The sequence below is a fragment of the Ensifer sp. 22460 genome (assembly GCF_052044935.1).
Taxonomy (GTDB): domain Bacteria; phylum Pseudomonadota; class Alphaproteobacteria; order Rhizobiales; family Rhizobiaceae; genus Ensifer.
On record NZ_JBQENZ010000022.1, the window covers coordinates 17,669 to 33,984 of the forward strand.

12 protein-coding genes and 1 riboswitch are annotated in these 16,316 nt (G+C 63.7%); of the genes, 8 read left to right on the top strand and 4 right to left on the bottom strand.

Annotation, left to right across the window (positions count from 1 at the left end):
• Positions 1–355 precede the first annotated feature (355 nt).
• Positions 356–2,131, top strand: coding sequence for an SLC13 family permease (locus ACTJKM_RS24280; protein ID WP_058327051.1), 1,776 nt, complete (start codon positions 356–358; stop codon positions 2,129–2,131).
• A gap of 49 nt (positions 2,132–2,180) precedes the next feature.
• Complete coding sequence (locus ACTJKM_RS24285; protein ID WP_058327050.1) at positions 2,181–2,450, top strand: hypothetical protein; 270 nt, start codon at positions 2,181–2,183, stop codon at positions 2,448–2,450.
• 44 nt (positions 2,451–2,494) lie between these two features.
• Here ACTJKM_RS24285 and aspT (ACTJKM_RS24290) read toward each other — a convergent pair whose 3' ends face one another.
• The 4 genes from aspT (ACTJKM_RS24290) to ACTJKM_RS24305 all read right to left on the bottom strand — a co-directional run bounded on the left by aspT (ACTJKM_RS24290) (position 2,495) and on the right by ACTJKM_RS24305 (position 8,656).
• Positions 2,495–4,174 carry an aspartate-alanine antiporter gene (aspT, locus tag ACTJKM_RS24290; protein WP_058327049.1) on the bottom strand — a complete coding sequence of 560 codons (1,680 nt, stop codon included), beginning with the start codon at positions 4,172–4,174 and terminating at the stop codon, positions 2,495–2,497.
• Between the two features lie 267 nt (positions 4,175–4,441).
• Positions 4,442–6,094, bottom strand: a complete 1,653-nt coding sequence (locus tag ACTJKM_RS24295; protein WP_058327069.1) for a bifunctional aspartate transaminase/aspartate 4-decarboxylase — start codon at positions 6,092–6,094, stop codon at positions 4,442–4,444.
• A gap of 59 nt (positions 6,095–6,153) precedes the next feature.
• The gene (gene aspT, locus ACTJKM_RS24300) at positions 6,154–7,842 is read right to left on the bottom strand and encodes an aspartate-alanine antiporter (RefSeq protein ID WP_245296076.1); all 1,689 of its coding nucleotides are present in this window, start codon (positions 7,840–7,842) and stop codon (positions 6,154–6,156) included.
• A gap of 520 nt (positions 7,843–8,362) precedes the next feature.
• Positions 8,363–8,656, bottom strand: a complete 294-nt coding sequence (locus ACTJKM_RS24305) for a DUF1330 domain-containing protein (RefSeq protein WP_058327048.1) — start codon at positions 8,654–8,656, stop codon at positions 8,363–8,365.
• A gap of 215 nt (positions 8,657–8,871) precedes the next feature.
• Positions 8,872–9,087, top strand: a riboswitch (cobalamin riboswitch).
• A 105-nt stretch (positions 9,088–9,192) separates the two neighbouring features.
• Between ACTJKM_RS24305 and ACTJKM_RS24310 the strand changes: the two genes are divergently transcribed.
• The 6 genes from ACTJKM_RS24310 (at position 9,193) to ACTJKM_RS24335 (ending at position 16,225) form a co-directional block, all read left to right on the top strand.
• On the top strand, positions 9,193–9,606 hold the full coding sequence (locus ACTJKM_RS24310) for a DUF1636 family protein (protein ID WP_058327047.1): 414 nt from the start codon (positions 9,193–9,195) through the stop codon (positions 9,604–9,606).
• Between the two features lie 76 nt (positions 9,607–9,682).
• Entirely contained in the window at positions 9,683–10,489 is an 807-nt protein-coding gene (locus ACTJKM_RS24315) for an ABC transporter ATP-binding protein (protein ID WP_058327046.1), read from the top strand.
• Positions 10,486–11,439 (top strand): ABC transporter substrate-binding protein, encoded by a 954-nt coding sequence (locus tag ACTJKM_RS24320; RefSeq protein WP_058327045.1) that lies wholly within the window; start codon positions 10,486–10,488, stop codon positions 11,437–11,439. The genes ACTJKM_RS24315 and ACTJKM_RS24320 overlap by 4 nt, the downstream gene beginning before the upstream one ends.
• A gap of 3 nt (positions 11,440–11,442) precedes the next feature.
• Positions 11,443–12,510 carry a FecCD family ABC transporter permease gene (locus ACTJKM_RS24325; RefSeq protein ID WP_440661150.1) on the top strand — a complete coding sequence of 356 codons (1,068 nt, stop codon included), beginning with the start codon at positions 11,443–11,445 and terminating at the stop codon, positions 12,508–12,510.
• A gap of 229 nt (positions 12,511–12,739) precedes the next feature.
• Positions 12,740–13,300, top strand: a complete 561-nt coding sequence (locus ACTJKM_RS24330) for a DUF924 family protein (RefSeq protein WP_058323460.1) — start codon at positions 12,740–12,742, stop codon at positions 13,298–13,300.
• Positions 13,301–13,426: 126 nt separating this feature from the next.
• Entirely contained in the window at positions 13,427–16,225 is a 2,799-nt protein-coding gene (locus ACTJKM_RS24335) for a mechanosensitive ion channel domain-containing protein (protein ID WP_082663487.1), read from the top strand.
• Positions 16,226–16,316 lie beyond the last annotated feature (91 nt).

A 16,316-nucleotide genomic window follows, 5' to 3' on the forward strand; every position in this document is an offset into this window, starting at 1 on the left:
GCTCGCAATTATCTAGGCAAGCCTAGCGCCTGCTTCGAGCAAGCCTGGGGCGACGCGGTGGAGGAAGCAGATGGTCCGCTGGCACCGGCGGCAAAAGCGGCGGCCAAGGCGCTCCAACACCCTTTGCTAAAGTGTAGGGCGGCAACGGTGTTTTCCAAGTCGGCAACGTCGCGTGAATGCCTTGCGGTCGCTGGAGAATTTCGCCTTCGTACCCAGATTTGTCGCTGAGCCGGATTCCGGTGCGGAGAAAGATGCGTTACTTCTCTCGTGAACGTTCCGGCGGATCGCGCGTTTCGGCCTTGCGCCAACTGCACGTTCCGTCCCGCCCAGTCCTTTCGCCGAACCCGGGTATTGCATGACCGCCGAACAGTCTCTCGCGTTTATCGTCATCGGCGCCATGATGGTCTTCTTCATCTGGGGGCGGTTTCGATACGACGTGATCGCCTGTTCTGCGCTGATGCTGGCGGTGGCCGTCGGCATCGTGCCTTACGATCATGCCTTCGACGGTTTCAGCGACGACATCGTCATCATCGTCGGCAGTGCCTTGATCGTCAGCGCCGGCGTGGCGCGCTCAGGCGTGGTGGATGCGGCGATCCAGCGCTTCCTGCCCAATATCTCGTCGGTCCGGGCCCAGCTTGCGCTGCTGGTCATCACGGTGACGGTGCTTTCCGCCTTCATCAAGAATATCGGGGCGCTGGCGATCATGCTGCCGGTCGCCTTCCAGTTCGCCCGGCGGTCGAATGTCCAGCCTTCGGTCTTCCTGATGCCGATGGCCTTCGGTTCGCTGATTGGCGGGCTGATGACGCAGGTCGGCACCTCGCCGAATATCGTCGTGTCGCGCGTGCGTCAGGAACTGACCGGCGAGAGTTTTACGATGTTCGACTTCACGCCCGTCGGCGCGACCTTGGCGCTGGTCGGCTGCATCTTCCTGCTCTTTGCCTACAAGCTCGTGCCGCAACGGACCAGCAGCCAAGTTTCGGTTCATTCGGCGATCGAGATTACCGACTATACGTCGGAGGCCGTCGTTGCTGCCGGATCTCCCGCGATTGGCAAGTCACTCAGCGCTCTGGTCAAGCTCGGCGATGGCGGTGCCGTCGTCATCGCCATTTTTCGCCGCGGCCTGCATCTGGCGCCGCTGCCCGACATCACGCTTGAAGCCGACGACATCCTGCTGCTTGAAGGCGGGCCGGGGGCGCTCGATCGTATTGTCTCGCAGGCCAAGCTGAAGATCGCCGGAGACCGCTCGCCGGGTAGCCGCGAGAAGGCAGGGTCCGAGATCGAGGCGGTGGAAGCGGTCGTCGGCAGCGGCTCGCCGATCGAAGGCATGTCGGCGCAGCGCCTGGCGCTGTTCAACACCCACAATATCAACCTGCTCGCCGTCAGCCGCCAGGGCGAAAGGCTGAAGCAGCGGCTCGGCAGCATTCGTCTGCGCGCCGGCGACGTCATTGTGTTGCAAGGCGCGCGGCGCGAATTGACGTCTTTTCTGCAGGACTTCGGCTGCCTGCCGCTCGCGCAGCGCGAGATCCTGCTCGGCACCACGCGCAAAGCGCCGTTGCCGCTTCTGGTCCTGGCCGCCGCCATGGGCTCGACGGCAGTCGGCCTCGTGCCGGTGCCGATCGCCTTTTTCGCAGCGGCCCTTGCCATGGTCATCTTCCGCATCATTCCGTTGCGCGACGTCTACCGTTCCGTCGACGGGCCGATCCTCGTGATGCTAGCGGCGCTGATCCCGGTCAGCGATTCCCTGCGCACGACCGGGGGGACGGAAGTCATTGCCGGGTGGCTCGGTACGGTTGCCGCCGGCTTGCCGCCGGCAGGCGCGTTGACCATCATCCTGCTTGCGGCAATGGCGGTCACACCGTTCCTCAACAACGCCGCGACCGTGCTGGTCATGGCGCCGATCGCCGCGAGCTTCGCCGACGCGCTCGGCTATCGGCCGGAAGCCTTCCTGATGGCGACCGCCATCGGCGCCGGCTGCGATTTCCTGACGCCGATCGGCCACCAGTGCAACACCCTGGTCATGGGGCCGGGCGGCTACCGGTTCAGCGACTATCCGCGCCTCGGCCTGCCGCTCTCGCTCGTGATCGTCATCGTCAGCATACCGACGCTGATGGTGGTCTGGCCTCTGCGGTAGCAGTCACTTGATTGGGTATCTGAGCAAACCCGCCCTCGGAGGTGAGTTCATGGATGATCGTCAAAAGCTGGCCCTGAGCGCACTGGCACGGATGGTAAGGCAGTACCTCGAAGAGCGACCCGACGGTTTGGTCGACAACCACGCAATGTCGGCGGGCGAGCAGGCAATCGAGGCGCTTGCGGCCTTCGGCTATATGGAGATCTCAGAGTTCGGCGGGCGGTTTGGGCGCTGGAGCGAAGCAGGGCGTGCGCTCCTGCGCTGGGACGATCTGGCAGCGTCCGCGGCGGAAACCTTCCCAATGCCTCCTATATCTCCTTAGTCAAGGGACATACTGCCGGACAGTGTTTCGGCCACGTTCGCCCGCTACCCAAGAACCGTGACAAGCACGGCGCCCCAGAGCGCCAGCAGGACATTGCCAATGGCGTAGCCAAGGCCGTAGCCGAGGGTTGGCACCTGGCTGCCGGCAGCCTCTTGCACTGCGGCAAGCGCCGGTGCCGAGGTTCCGGCGCCGCAGCAGGTGCCGGCGAGCACGCCTTCGTTCATGCGGAAGACCCAACGGCCAAGCGCAAGGGCTGCGAGGTGTGAGATCAGGCAGATCAGCAGGCTGGCGATCACGAGCGCCGGACCGGACTGAACGAGGCCCGTGACGAAGCTCGGGCCGGCCGAGATGCCGACGCAGGCGATGAAGGCGCAGAGCCCGACGCTGTCGAAGAACCAGAGGGTGGCCTCCGGCACGAAGCCGAAGGTGCGCCGGACCGAGCGCAGCCAGCCGGCAACGAGACCGGCAATCAGCACGCCGACCGCAACGCCGAGGCCGATTTCAAGCGCTCCGAGTTTCAGCGCGGGTATGCCGATGAGGCCGCCGAGGAAGATGAAGACGCCGACATAGACCATGTCGGTCGCCGTCGTCTTGCGATCCGCATAGCCGAGCCGGGCAGCGACATCCTCCACATGGCGCCTGGCACCGGCGATCGACATCACGTCACCCCGGCGGATTGTCAGCCCGGGGAAAATCGGGATCGGCTGGCCGGCACGCAGGATGCCGCGCAGGAAGACCGAGCGCGCCTCGGGCTGCTGCTTGAGCTGCCAAAGGCGTTTGCCGGCGACGTCCTTGTTGGTCACCACCACGTCGAGAATTTCGACCGGAATGTCGAGAAGCTCGCGGTCATCGATCTCGGTGCCGATCCGGCTGGCATATTCCACCAGGAAACCGCGAAGCCCGGCGACCGCAATGATGTCCCCGGCCTGCAGTCGCTCTTGCGGGGCGGGGGAGATGATCTCATTGCCCCTGCGAATCTGCTCGATATAGGCCTTCTGATGCTCAGGGACTCGCGCCTCCGCTTCCGCCACGGTCAGGCCGACCAGATTATCGGCGATCTCAAAGGCGCGCGCTTCGATCTCGCGGCGGGCGGTATCGCCGCTGTTCTCCGGGGCGATGTTGAGTTCGGCTTCGAGCTCGGCGCAGGCTTCCTTCAGGCTGCGGCCGAACATGCGCGGTGCGAGCTGCGACTGGACGAGGATCGCGGTGACGACGCCGACGAGATAGGCGACCGCAAAGCCGGTGGCCACGGCGGATTCGAATTGGGTGACGGCTTCGGGTGTTGGCGCCGTCTTGCGGAAGGTGTCGATGGCGACGCCGACGGTCGCCGATTCCGTTGCCCCGCCCGCAAGGACGCCTGCGGCCGTGCCGAGATCGAAACCGAACAGGATCGAAAGAAGGATCGCCGCCGCGAGCGCCGCGACGCAGAGCGTCACGGTGACGGCGATCTGGGGCAGGGCATCGGCATTGAGGCTCTGGAAGAATTGCGGGCCGGTGCGGTAGCCGATGGCGAAGAGGAACAGCAGGAAGAACGCCTGCTTCACGTCGTTCGACAACACGGCGCCCGTCTGTCCGATCAGCACGCCCGCCAGCAGGCAGCCGGTAACGGCGCCGATGGTCACGCCGAAGATGGTGATCTTGCCGACGGCGTAGCCGATGCCGAGCGCGAGGAACAGGGCAAGCTCCGGATGCGCTCTGAGGATGCCGAACAGGTGATCGATCACGCCGCTTTACTCCCAACTCCATGCCGAAGGAGCGCCTTCAGCCTGATGATGCGCTGCTCACTTGCCGGCAGGACCCTGCCGGAAAATCCGGGGTGGCTGGGTAACAGGACGTCTGCTCACGCCCTACCGCATGTTTCCTTCAATTGTCGCCGATTGAAGGACAAAAACATGCAGCAATTCAAAGTGCTACAGCGACCTTTGCGCGTCTAACTGAACGCGGCGCTGTAGGGGGAGGCGGCCGACGGGTTTGCCGGCCGCCTTGCTCGACTAGCTGATCTTCAGGCCCTTGGCCGCCTGGTAGGTCTGCACGTAGCCACGCGCCACGGAGCGCACGGCACGGCCGATCTGCGAATAGGCGTCGTCATTGAGGTTGGCGAAGGAAACGCGCGCCGACCAGTTTGGCGCGTCGAAGCCGGAGCCGTTCAAGAGAACGATGCCGTGGTCCTCGGCCAGTCGGAAGGGAATGTCGAGCGGATGGATGTTGTCCTTCACCCATTCGACAACATCCTGCCCGACATATTTGCGCAGCCAGAACTCGAAATCGATGATGCCGTAATAGTGGTCGAAATAGATGCCCGGGTTGGACTCGACGCCCATGCCGTTTACGAGGTTCCAGAACCGCTTCGTGCAGATGGCGATGCAGGCCTTCTGGTAGGCCTTCTCGACATCCATCAGCTCGACCAGGCTGAAGAGCGACATCATGACCTGCTGGGGAAGCGACAGGCCGGCGGTGTGGTTCAGCGCCACGTCGCGGCTGTCGGCGACGATGCGGTCGATGAACTTCACCTCGCGCGGCTTCGGCGTCATCGCCTTGTAGCGCTTTTCCAGAAGCTTCTGGATCGGCTCGGGATGCGTCTTGATCCTCTCGTCGAAGATGTTGTCCTGGGCAACGGCCACCACGCCGAGGCGCCAGCCGGTGCAGCCGAAGTACTTCGAATAGGAATAGACGCCGATGGTGTTGCGCGGCAGATGGCCGAGCAGCGACTGGAAGCCCGGGACGAAGGTGCCGTAGACGTCATCGGTAAGGATGATCAGATCGGGACGCTTGTTGTTTACGAGATCGACAAGGCGCTTGATCGAATCCGGATCCATCGCGACGGCGGACGGGTTGCCGGGGTTGACCAGGAACAGCGCCTTCACCTCGGGGTTTTCCAGCGCCTTGATGTCATCGTCGGTGAACTGGAAGCGGTCTTCCTGCTCGGCGCTGACATTGATGGTCTTGAGGGTGTAATCCTCCAACTGCGGCATTTCGAGATAGGGCGTGAAGATCGGCGTTCCGAGCGCGATCGTGTCGCCGGCGTTGAGGATGCGGGCGTTCTTCAAGGCCTTGAAGATGTAGCACATGGCGGCGGTGCCGCCTTCGACCGGGTAGAGGTCGAATTTCACGCTTGGCCGGTGGCCGGCGCACATCGCCCACATCAGATATTCGTGGGTGATGATCTCGTTGTGATGCAGCGCCCGATCGGGGACCGGATAGTTGTCGCCGATGATCGAGTCCGTCAGTTCGTGCACGAATCCATCAGGGTCGAAGCCGAAGGTGTTGATGGCATAGGCGACGGCGTCACCGAGGGTCTTGGCGGCCGGTATGCCTTCGTCGTCCTCGTCCACGTTTTCCGTGATTTGAAGCTGTTTCTTGATCCACTTCTGGAACCGCGCATGCGCGCCGTCCTGGGGCGGCATGCCGGCGACGCCCGCCTTCGGATCGTAGTAGGCGCGTTTAGCCTCCGTCAGGGCGAACTGGCCGAGCAGGAAGAAGGCTTCGCGGGCGCGCGTTGCCGTCCAGTTCGGGTTGCCGCGGCCGGCATTCAGGAAGGCCTTGGCGGATTTCTGCGAGCTCGTCTTGGCGAGCTTGATCAGTTCGTCCTTGATTTCGAACGGGCTGAGATCGGAAATGCTGTCGTAGAATTTTCTGTCCAACATGATCCACACTCCCTGTGATCTATGAAATTGGAACAATGGTCTCGGTTCGCCGGCGCGCCTCAGGCGAGCATGATGACGATGACGAGGCCGAAGATGGTGAGCAGCGTGTTGCCGATGGCGTAGGGCATGCCGTAGCCAAGCGCCGGCACCTTGCTCTTGGCCGCCTCCTGGATCATGCCGAGCGCTGCGGTCGTGGTCCTGACGCCGGCGCAGGCGCCAAACAGGATCGCCGGGTGGAACTTGAAGACATAGTGGCCGATCAGCACCGAGGCGATCATCGGGATGGAGGTTGCAACGACTCCCCAGATGAACAGCGAAATGCCAACCTCCTGGAGGCCTGCGACGAAGCCCGGTCCGGCGCCGATACCGACCACGGCGATGAAGATGTTGAGGCCGAGCGTGTTCAACAGCCACAGCGCCGGCGACGGGATGCGGCCGAAGGCGGGGTAGGTGGTGCGCAGCCAGCCGAGCACGAGACCGGCAAGCAGGGCGCCGCCGGAGGTGGAAAGCCCGATCGGAATACCGCCGATCGTTATCGTCAGCGCCCCGATCATCGCGCCGATGAACAGACCCCAGCCGAGGAAGGCGATGTCGGTGGTTTCGACCGGGCGATCGGCAAAGCCGAGAGCCTTGATCGCCGCTTCGACGTGCCTCCTGGCGCCGCCGATGGTGACGATGTCGCCACGCTCGACGGTCGTGCCGGGAAGGACCGGGATCTCGACCAGCGAGCGCACGATCTTGCGGGCATAGACGCCGCGCGCCCAATCCATCGTGCTGACTTCGGCGAGTGTCTTTCCGGCCAGCGCCTTGCTGGTCACGTAGACGTCGACGATCTCGGCCTCCGCGTTCAGAAGCTCCTTGTCCTCGACCTCCGTCAGCTTGCTGTCCAGGTTTTCGACGAGCAGGGCGCGCCTGCCCGAGAAGGCGACGACGTCGCCCGGCTGCAGCACGGTGTTGCCATCCGCTTCGATGATCTGATCGCCTCTTCGCAGGCGCTCGACGAAGACGCGAATGCCGGGAAGCAGGTTCTTGACCGGCGTTCCGGTTAGCCCGCTTGCTTCGTCGATCCGATAGGCCCGAAGGCCGAAATCATGATAGGCGCGGGTGATGCCGGGTTCGCTGCTCTCGGTGCCGCCGCCGAGCTTGGCCTCATACTCCTTGCAGGCCGCCGGAAGATCGATGCCGAGAAGTTTTGGGCCAAGCTGGGCGAGGATGATGGCAGAGCCGATCGTGCCCCAGATGTAGGTGACCGCATAGGCAATCGGAATCTGGTCGGCAAAGGTCTTGGCCTGCTCCGGCGTCAGCCCGAGCGAATTGATCTGGTCCGTGGCAACGCCGATCGCAGCCGAGATCGTCTGCGACCCGGCATACATGCCGGCGCCGTAGCCAAGCGGAAGCCCGGCGATCAGCGCGCAGAGATAGGGAACGATGAGGCACAGCACCAGGACAGACAGCGCAAAGGCAATCTGCTTCGGCCCATCGGTGCTCAAGCCGCGCACGAATTGCGGGCCGACACCGTAGCCGACGGCGAACAGGAAGATCAGGAACAAGGTGGACTTCAGATCACCGGAAACCTGGATGCCCAGCTGCCCGATGAGAACACCCGCCAGCAGCGTGGCGGTGACGTTTCCGAGATTGAACCCCGCGACCTTGATGGGCCCGATCAGGAAGCCGATGCCGAGGGCGAGGAAGACGGCGACCGGAGGATAGGTCCGAAGCGTCTCGACGAAGAAGTCAATTGGATTCACTGCCATCCCCTGTAGCAAGTTGCGTTGCCATCACTTCATTTCGGGACCTGCGCGGCTAAGTTGATTTTATCGGTGGCTTGTCGATGCCCAATCCTAGCTTTGGCAATTGTCGCTTCGGCTGCTGATTTTCTCAACGGCCTTGGGGTTACGTGAGCGTAACGTACGTTAAATTTCCGGCTTTTGCGCGCAGTGGGGGCTGATGAGCGCTGCGCGGCACCGGTCCGAAAGCGTCGGGCCGGGCGGTCGTGCGAAGGCAAGTTCGAGAGGGTGGCGGCGCGCCGGTCCCGATGAAGGCACACGGTCCCACCAAGGCGGATTTCGCCGGCTATTCAACTCTGGCGTTGTATTTTTATGTTATCGCATAACGGATGGACATGACGAAACGCCGCATGTCGATGGACCCGGAGCACATGCCCCGCAGTTGCTTCATCCGCGCGCCGCGAAGCTTGAAGTGACGGGGGCGCTCATCCGTTCGTTTCACGAGCAAGGCCGGCAATTGCGGCCAGTCTTGCGCTCCGCTTCAGATGGCGACGCCTTCGAGTGCTATGATCCGTGTCCTGGCACAGCGCTCACGGATCGCCTTCAGGCGCTGATAGTCCGGCGATTGGTACCAGGAGAGCAAGGCTTGCATGTCCGGGAACTCGAGGATGACGAGCCGGTGCGGTTCCCAGTCGCCTTCAAGCACCCGGGTTGCGCCACCGCGGCCGAGATAGCGCCCGCCATAGCGGGCCTCCGTCGCCGGCACCTCTCTTTTGTATTCCTCGAAGGTCGCTGCATCGGTGATATCGACATCGGCGATCAAATAGGCAGCCATGGCAGAGATCCTTTCCCGACAAGCCAAGGAGCAAGGATACGCCGGTCGTCGCCGTCAGGCGAGACTCTCGCCCGCGGCGGCCGGCAGGGTGACTTAGGATCATTTCCTTGTTGATTGTCGTTATGTTATTTTATAACAGTCAGTACATGACGAAACGCCGCATGTTGATAGATCCCGGCCGCCCGACCCCATCGGTTGTATCCGCTGCCGATTCATGCGAGGAAGAGCGCGATGGTGCTGCGTCCGCGACAATGCGGAAGCGGCTGAAAAGGGAACACGGAACGGACGACCCTGACGGGACCGAAACCGTGGCTGCCCCCGCAACTGTGAGCGGACAGCGCATTCACACCATGTCACTGGCCAAAGGCCGGGAAGACGTGGATGCGCCGCGACCCGCGAGCCAGGAGACCTGCCATCGAACCGATCAACCACAACGGACGGGGTGTTCCGATGGAAAAGAACTGGCTTTCGCGCGACGGTTTTCCGTCATCCTGCCGCTTCGCCATCTCTTGCCGTCAGTCCGGCGGAGAGAGAAAATGGCTGAGCCGACTTCAAGACAGCATAAGATAACGGTCTGCACCGATTGCCGCTTTACCGGCGGCCCCTGCATGCCGGGCGCCGAGCTGATAAAGCGGCTCAACCGCAGCATTGCCGCCCTCGGCGCGCCGCTCGATCGTGATTTCTCGATTGCCGGCACGGTCTGCATGGCTGCATGCACGCGCCCCTGCACCATCGCCTTCCAGGCGACGGGCAAGGCGACCTATCTCTTTGGCGACATTTCGCCGGAAGAGGACATCGACGATCTCGTCCGCTTTGCCGCCACCTATGTGGAGCGCGGCGACGGCATGACGCGGGCTGCCGAACGGCCGCGCGAGCTGAAGGGCAAGACGCTCGCCCGCATCCCGGCGGCCATGCTCGTCTCCGAAGACCTTGCGGGCCATTTCCAATGAGCGCGACACGCATGCGCTCAAGCGCCCCTGGTGCGTCCGGGATGGACGCGTGGCGCTGCCGGGGAGGGATCAGACCATGACCTGCACCGCAACAGGAGCCGCCCTTCGCGTTAAGGGGCTTTGCTGGGGGCCGCGCCCGGGGCTGACCCTGGTCGACGACATGGACTTCGCGATCGAGGCGGGCAGCCGGCTTGCGATCCTCGGGCCGAACGGGGCCGGCAAGACCTCGCTTCTGCGCTGCCTTTACCGGGCGGTGCAGCCGAATGCGGGCCGCATCGAGGTCGACGGGATCGACCTCTGGTCGATTTCGGCGCGCGAAGCGGCAAAGACGATCGCCGTCGTGCTTCAGGAAATGCCCGGCGATTTTCCCTTCAGCGTGCGCGACGTCGTGATGATGGGCCGCATCCCGCGGCGAGAGGGGCTCAACGGCTGGACGGACACCGACCGCGAGCGCGTGCAGCATGCGCTCTCCCATCTCGATCTCGCCCATCTCGCCGGCCGCCAGTTCTCGACGCTCTCGGGCGGCGAGAAGCAGCGGGTGCTGATTGCCCGGGCGCTTGCCCAGGAGCCGCGCATCATCATCCTTGATGAGCCGACCAACCATCTCGACATCCGCCACCAGCTCGAAATCCTCGAGCTGTTGCAGACGTTGAAGCTGACGATCGTATCGACGCTGCACGACATCAATCTCGCCGCCGAATTCGCGACTGACGTGGCGATCGTGACGGCGGGGCGGCTCACCGCCTTTGGCACACCCGACGCGGTGCTGAGCCCGCGGGCGCTGTCCTCCGCCTTCGGTGTCACCGCCACCGCCCACAGCACCGCCGTTGCCGGCACCGCCCGTTTCTCCTTTTCACTTCCTCGACAGGGATCCATTTCATGAAGATCAACATTGCCTCCTCTGCCTTCCTGTTTCTCATCGCCACTGCTGTGCCGGCGCTCGCCTATCCGGTCACCGTCAAGAGCTGCAACCGCGAGGTGACCTTCGATGCCGCGCCGAAGCGGGCGATCGCCAACGACGTCAATCTGGTCGAGATGATGCTGGCGCTGAAACTGCAGGACCACATGGTCGGCTACACCGGCGTTTCCGGCTGGAAGACGCTGGATGAAAAGCTGCGCGAAGGTGTGAAGGAACTGCCGGAGCTTGCGGAAAAATATCCGACCAAGGAAGTGCTCCTCAACGCCGACGCCGATTTCTTCTTCGCCGGCTGGAACTACGGCATGAAGGTCGGCGGCGAGGTGACGCCCGAGACCTTGGCGCCGTTCAAGATCGGCGTCTACGAACTGACCGAATCCTGCATCCATGTCATGGCCAGGGAAAAGCCTACGATGGACGACATGTTCGTCGATCTCCTCAACCTCGGCCGCATCTTCGGGGTCGAGGATCGCGCCGAGGCGCTGGTCGACGGCTACCGCCGCCAACTGGCCGCGATCACCGAGGCAAATGCCGGCCGCGAAAAGCCGACGCGCGTCTTCGTCTATGATTCCGGCGAGGAAAAGCCCTTCACATCAGGCCGCTTCGGCATCCCGACGGCGATGATCGAGGCGGCCGGTGGCGCCAACATCATGGACGACGTCGACAAGAGCTGGGTGGAGGTCTCCTGGGAGCCGGTGATCGATCGCAATCCGGAGGTCGTGGTGATCGTCAACTACGGCGAGGTGAAAGCCGAGGACAAGATCGCCTTCATGAAGAACAATCCGGCCTTCGCCACTATCGATGCGGTGAAAAACGACCGCTTCGTGGTGCTCGATTATGTCGAGGCGACGCCGGGGCCGCGCAACATCGACGCCATTGCCCGGCTCGCCAAGGTCTTTCACGGCGAAGGCCTGTAACCGATGCTGGCTGAGGATACGTCGCCTGGTCCCGCTGCCGTTTCGCGGGTGGTTCCCGTTCGGGTGATCCGCGGCGGGGTCGGGGTGTTTGCGGCGTTGCTGCTGCTTCTCCTGACCGTGACCGCGGGCGTGTCGCTCGGCTCGGCGCCGATCCCGGTCACCACCGTCTGGTCGATCGTCGCAAGCAAGCTCGCGCCCGGCAGCGTCGAGGCCTTCTGGTCGGCGGGGCGCGAAAGCATCGTCTGGGACGTGCGCCTGCCGCGGGTCATGCTGGCGGGGCTTGTCGGCGCCGGATTGGCGCTGACAGGCGCCGTGCTGCAATCGGTCACGCGCAATCCGCTTGCCGATCCGCATCTGCTCGGCGTCTCCTCGGGCGGCGCGCTCGGGGCGATCGTCGCACTGCTCCACACCGGAATGATCCTCGGTCTTCTCACGGTGCCGCTCTTTGCCTTTGGCGGCGCGCTGCTGGCAACCGTGCTGGTCGCCTTCGTTTCCCGCGTGCTCGGCACCAGTGCCGATCGCCTGGTGCTCGCCGGCGTCGCCGTCGCGTTCGTGCTGACGTCGATCGGCAATCTCATGATCTTCCTGGGGGATCCGCGGGCGACGCACACGGTGATCTTCTGGATGCTCGGCGGCCTTGGCCTGGCGCAATGGCCGCATCTCATCTATCCGGCGCTCGTGCTGTCAGTCTCGCTCGGCTGGCTGGTCGTCCGATCGCGGGAGATCAACGCGCTTGCCATGGGCGACGAGACGGCGATGACGCTCGGCATTCCCGTGCGCCGCTTCCGTCTGACGCTCTTCGTCGTCACTGCGCTCCTGACCGGGGTCATGGTGGCCTTTTCCGGAGCGATCGGCTTCGTCGGGCTGATGGTGCCGCACTTCGTGCGGCTTTTCGCTGGCAGCGACAATGTGCGGGTCATCCCGCTCTCGGCCTTCTTTGGCGCCTTGACGCTGATCATGGCCGACCTCGTGGCCCGCGTCATCATGACGCCGGAGGACATGCCGATCGGCGTCGTTACCGGCATTGTCGGCGGCATCGCCTTTGTTGCCATCCTCACGCGGCGCGCGTAAGGCGTGCATCGACATTGGGCATGCATGGAAATGGGCCGGTCCGCGCCTATGTCTTAGCGCATGTCTCCTTGAATCGAACTCGATTTAAGGACAAAGACATGCAGAAAATCAAAGTGCTACAGCGACCATTGCGCGTCTGATAAGACGCGCGGCGCTGTAGCGCATGCATGGCTGCCCGATCAGGCCTCGAAAGGGGCAGGACCGGCAGAAGAGCGGTGCGAGGGAGCAAATGACGAACGAAGTTGAAATCTGCACGCCGGATGACGTTTTGAATTTCTGGTTCGGCGAGCTCACCTATGACGACTGGTTCACGATGAGCGGCGAACTGGATAAGGCCTGCATTCGTCGTTTCCAGGCATCACATCTGGCGCTTGCCCGCGGGGTCAGCGAGATCTGGCGGGCAACGCCAGAGAACCGGCTGGCGGCGATCATCCTGCTCGACCAGATGCCGCGCAACATGTATCGCGGCACCCCGCTTGCCTTCGCGACCGATTGCCTGGCACTGCACGAGGCGAAGCTTGCCGTCGGCATCGGTGCCGACATGGCGATCAAGCCGGAAGCGCGCGCCTTCGTCTATCTGCCGTTCGAGCATTCGGAAAACCTGACCGACCAGACCATGTCGGTGAAGCTTTTCACCGAACTCGGCGATGCCGACTATCTCGACTATGCCATCCGCCACCGCGAGGTGATCGAACAATTCGGCCGCTTCCCGCACCGAAATGCGCTCCTGGCCCGCGTCTCGACAGACGCCGAGCTTGCCTATCTGGCACAGCCCGGCGCCGGCTTCTGACGAAAAATCCGGCGCTGGAGCGCAATTGGCGGCGTCTTTTGCATCTTTCCGCCGTCTTTCGTATTCACACCGCATTGTGATGACCACTGACGCGATTCCGCACCATGGTCTCAACCTGCAAGGATCATGAAATTGCGTTCTGTCGGAAAATTGCCTGCCATTCTCGTCTGCCTGCTGGCGCTTGCCGCCGCCGGCCCGGTCATGGCGCAAGGCACGACGCAACCGGCAAACACAGCGCAGCCAGAGCAGAAGGCGACGCCGGCTCAGCCGGCCCAGACCGCAACGCAACCAGCTGGGAAAGCGGCGGCACCCGCGCAGGATGGTGCGCAGCCCGCTGACAAAGGCGCGGCACCCGGCGGCGCGACACCCGGCGCTGCCACCCAGCCGGCCGCGACGGCGGTTCAGCCGGCGCAGACGGCAACCCCGCCGGCCGGAGAGGCGGTGCCGGCGGATGCCACGCCGCCGGCCCAGAGCCAGGCGGCCGATCAGCTTTCCAAGGCCGCCGAGGATCTCAAGCGGCTGACGGACCTCGTCGACAAGGCCAAGGACGACGACATCGTGCTTGCCGACCTCAAGGTTCAGGTCGACGCGCTCGCCAAGCAAATCATCGGCGTGTCGGTCTCGACCCGGCCGCGCCTCGACGAAATCAAGGGGCGGCTCACCGAACTCGGCGATCCGCCGGCCGAGGGACAGCCGCCCGAAGCCGACATCGTGACCGCAGAGCGCAAACGGCTGATGGCCGAGCGCGGCGCCATCAACGCGCTCACCGGCGAGGCCGAGGGTCTTTCGATCCAGGCGACGAAGCTTTCCAACACCATTACCGCGACAAGGCGGGCGCTGTTTTCCAACACGCTGCTGAAGAACACCGAAGTCTCGACCGGCATGTTCGACGACGCTCTGACGGCGACGGCGGACGAAACCCGCGTGCTCTCGCGCAGTGTCGGGAGCTGGCTGAGTTTTGCCTGGAACTACAAGCGCGTGCCGCTTTTGACGGCGCTGTTCCTGTCGCTGCTGGCGGCGCTCGTGTTCCTTGCCGGCAGCCGCAGGCTCTTTCGCCCGCTGATCCAGCATGACATTACCGATGAGGAGCCGAGCTACTTCCGCCGCCTGTCGGTCGCCTTCTGGTCCACGCTGATCCCGACGATCGCCTCGGCCGCCTTCGCGATTTCAAGCTTCCTGTTCCTGCGTGGCTTCAACGTGCTGCGCTCCGACATCGCACCGATCATTGCCATTACGCTCGGCGTCGCGGTGGTTGTGTTCTTCGTGACAAGGCTCGCCCAGGCGGTGTTGTCGCCGCGCGATGCGCGCTGGCGGCTCGTCAGGGTTTCCGATCGCGGCGCCAGGATGCTGATGATCGCGATCTTCGCCATGGCGCTGGTCAACGGTCTTGATTACCTGTTCGGCGGCGTCAGCGAGGCGCTCGGCTCGCCGGTGGTGCTGACCGTCGTCAAGAGCTACATCGCCTCCATCGTCATCGGCCTCATCATCATGGCGTCGGCCTGGATCAAGCCGACGCTCAGAAAGGACGAGTCCTTCGATGCTCATGGCCGCGCCTGGCCGCGGCTGGTGTCGTTTGCGCTGCTTGCGACCGGGGCCTTGCTGATCATTGCGGCCGTCTCCGGCTATGTCGGTCTCGCCCGCTTCATCGCCACGCAGATCATCATCACCGGCGCGATCCTGGTGACGATGTATATCGGCATTCTCACCGGCCGGGCCGTGGCCAAGCAGGGTGCGTTTGCCGAGACGGCGGCCGGGCGCTATCTCGAGCGCCGCTACAATCTGGAACAGGTGGCGCTCGACCAGATCGGTCTTGCCGCGGGCCTCAGCATCTATGCCTTGGTCGTGATGGTCTTCATCCCGCTGATCCTCTTGCAGTGGGGCTTCCAGGTCGCCGACATCGAGTCCTGGGCCTACCGGATGGTGACCGAGATCAGGATCGGCTCGATCACCATCTCGCTGGTCGGCATCCTCGCGGGCGTCCTGTTCTTCGCGCTCGGTTTTGCGGTCACCCGCTTCGTGCAGCGCTGGATCGACGGCAACATCATGGCGAGAAGCCGGGTCGATGCCGGCGTGCGCAACTCGATCCGCACCGGCATCGGCTATACCGGCGTCGGCCTTGCGTGCCTCATCGGCCTCTCGGCAGCGGGCATCGATCTCTCGAACCTCGCGCTCGTCGCCGGTGCTCTCTCGCTCGGCGTCGGTTTCGGTCTGCAGAACATCGTTTCGAATTTCGTGTCGGGTCTGATCCTGCTCGTCGAGCGGCCGTTCAAGGTGGGCGACTGGATCGTCAGTGGTACGACGGAAGGCTTCGTCAAGCGCATCTCGGTACGCGCGACCGAGATCGAGACCTTCCAGCATCAGTCGATCATGATGCCGAACTCGCTGCTGATCAACGCCTCGGTCGGCAACTGGACGCACCGCAACAAGCTCGGCCGCTCCGAGATCGCCGTCACCGTCACCTATGCCAGCGATCCGCGCCGGATCATGGAACTGCTGTCCGAGATCGCCGCCGCCCATCCGATGGTCTTGAAAAACCCTTCGCCGACCGTCGGTTTTACCGCCTTTGGCGACGAGCGCATGACCTTCGAGCTCCGGATTTACGTCGCCGACGTCTTGACCGGCGGCGGCGTGCGCAACGACCTGCGCGTGTCGATCTACGAGCGTTTCCGCGACGAGCGGATCGGCGAGCCGTTCCCGGTCAAGATCGAGGACGTGCCGGTCGAGGACCAGACCGGCATCGAAAGCCACCACCCGGAAGAGGTGGGCGAACCGAAGGGCGCCACCTCCGCCGAGGCAAGAGCGTCGGCCAAGGCGACGGCTTCAGGCAAACCGGCTGCTTCCGCAGCGCCGCTCAACGAGGAACGCGAGGCAGAAGAAACGGGCAGTCGCCGAACCGCCAGCCGCCGCGCAAACCCGAACCGCTGATAAACGGAGCGTTCAGCCGCTATTCAGCCGGCGTGCCATAAAAAGCATGCAATTCTTCTGGTGACCGATTACGTTGTCATCGGCTGAAGAG

Coding starts and splice junctions, on each gene's coding strand:
- ACTJKM_RS24335 (WP_082663487.1), top strand. CDS start 13,427: ATGAAATTGCGTTCTGTCGGAAAATTGCCTGCCATTCTCGTCTGCCTG.
- ACTJKM_RS24280 (WP_058327051.1), top strand. CDS start 356: ATGACCGCCGAACAGTCTCTCGCGTTTATCGTCATCGGCGCCATGATG.
- ACTJKM_RS24305 (WP_058327048.1), bottom strand. CDS start 8,656: ATGGCTGCCTATTTGATCGCCGATGTCGATATCACCGATGCAGCGACC.
- ACTJKM_RS24320 (WP_058327045.1), top strand. CDS start 10,486: ATGAAGATCAACATTGCCTCCTCTGCCTTCCTGTTTCTCATCGCCACT.
- ACTJKM_RS24310 (WP_058327047.1), top strand. CDS start 9,193: ATGGCTGAGCCGACTTCAAGACAGCATAAGATAACGGTCTGCACCGAT.
- ACTJKM_RS24315 (WP_058327046.1), top strand. CDS start 9,683: ATGACCTGCACCGCAACAGGAGCCGCCCTTCGCGTTAAGGGGCTTTGC.
- ACTJKM_RS24295 (WP_058327069.1), bottom strand. CDS start 6,094: ATGTTGGACAGAAAATTCTACGACAGCATTTCCGATCTCAGCCCGTTC.
- ACTJKM_RS24330 (WP_058323460.1), top strand. CDS start 12,740: ATGACGAACGAAGTTGAAATCTGCACGCCGGATGACGTTTTGAATTTC.
- ACTJKM_RS24285 (WP_058327050.1), top strand. CDS start 2,181: ATGGATGATCGTCAAAAGCTGGCCCTGAGCGCACTGGCACGGATGGTA.
- ACTJKM_RS24325 (WP_440661150.1), top strand. CDS start 11,443: ATGCTGGCTGAGGATACGTCGCCTGGTCCCGCTGCCGTTTCGCGGGTG.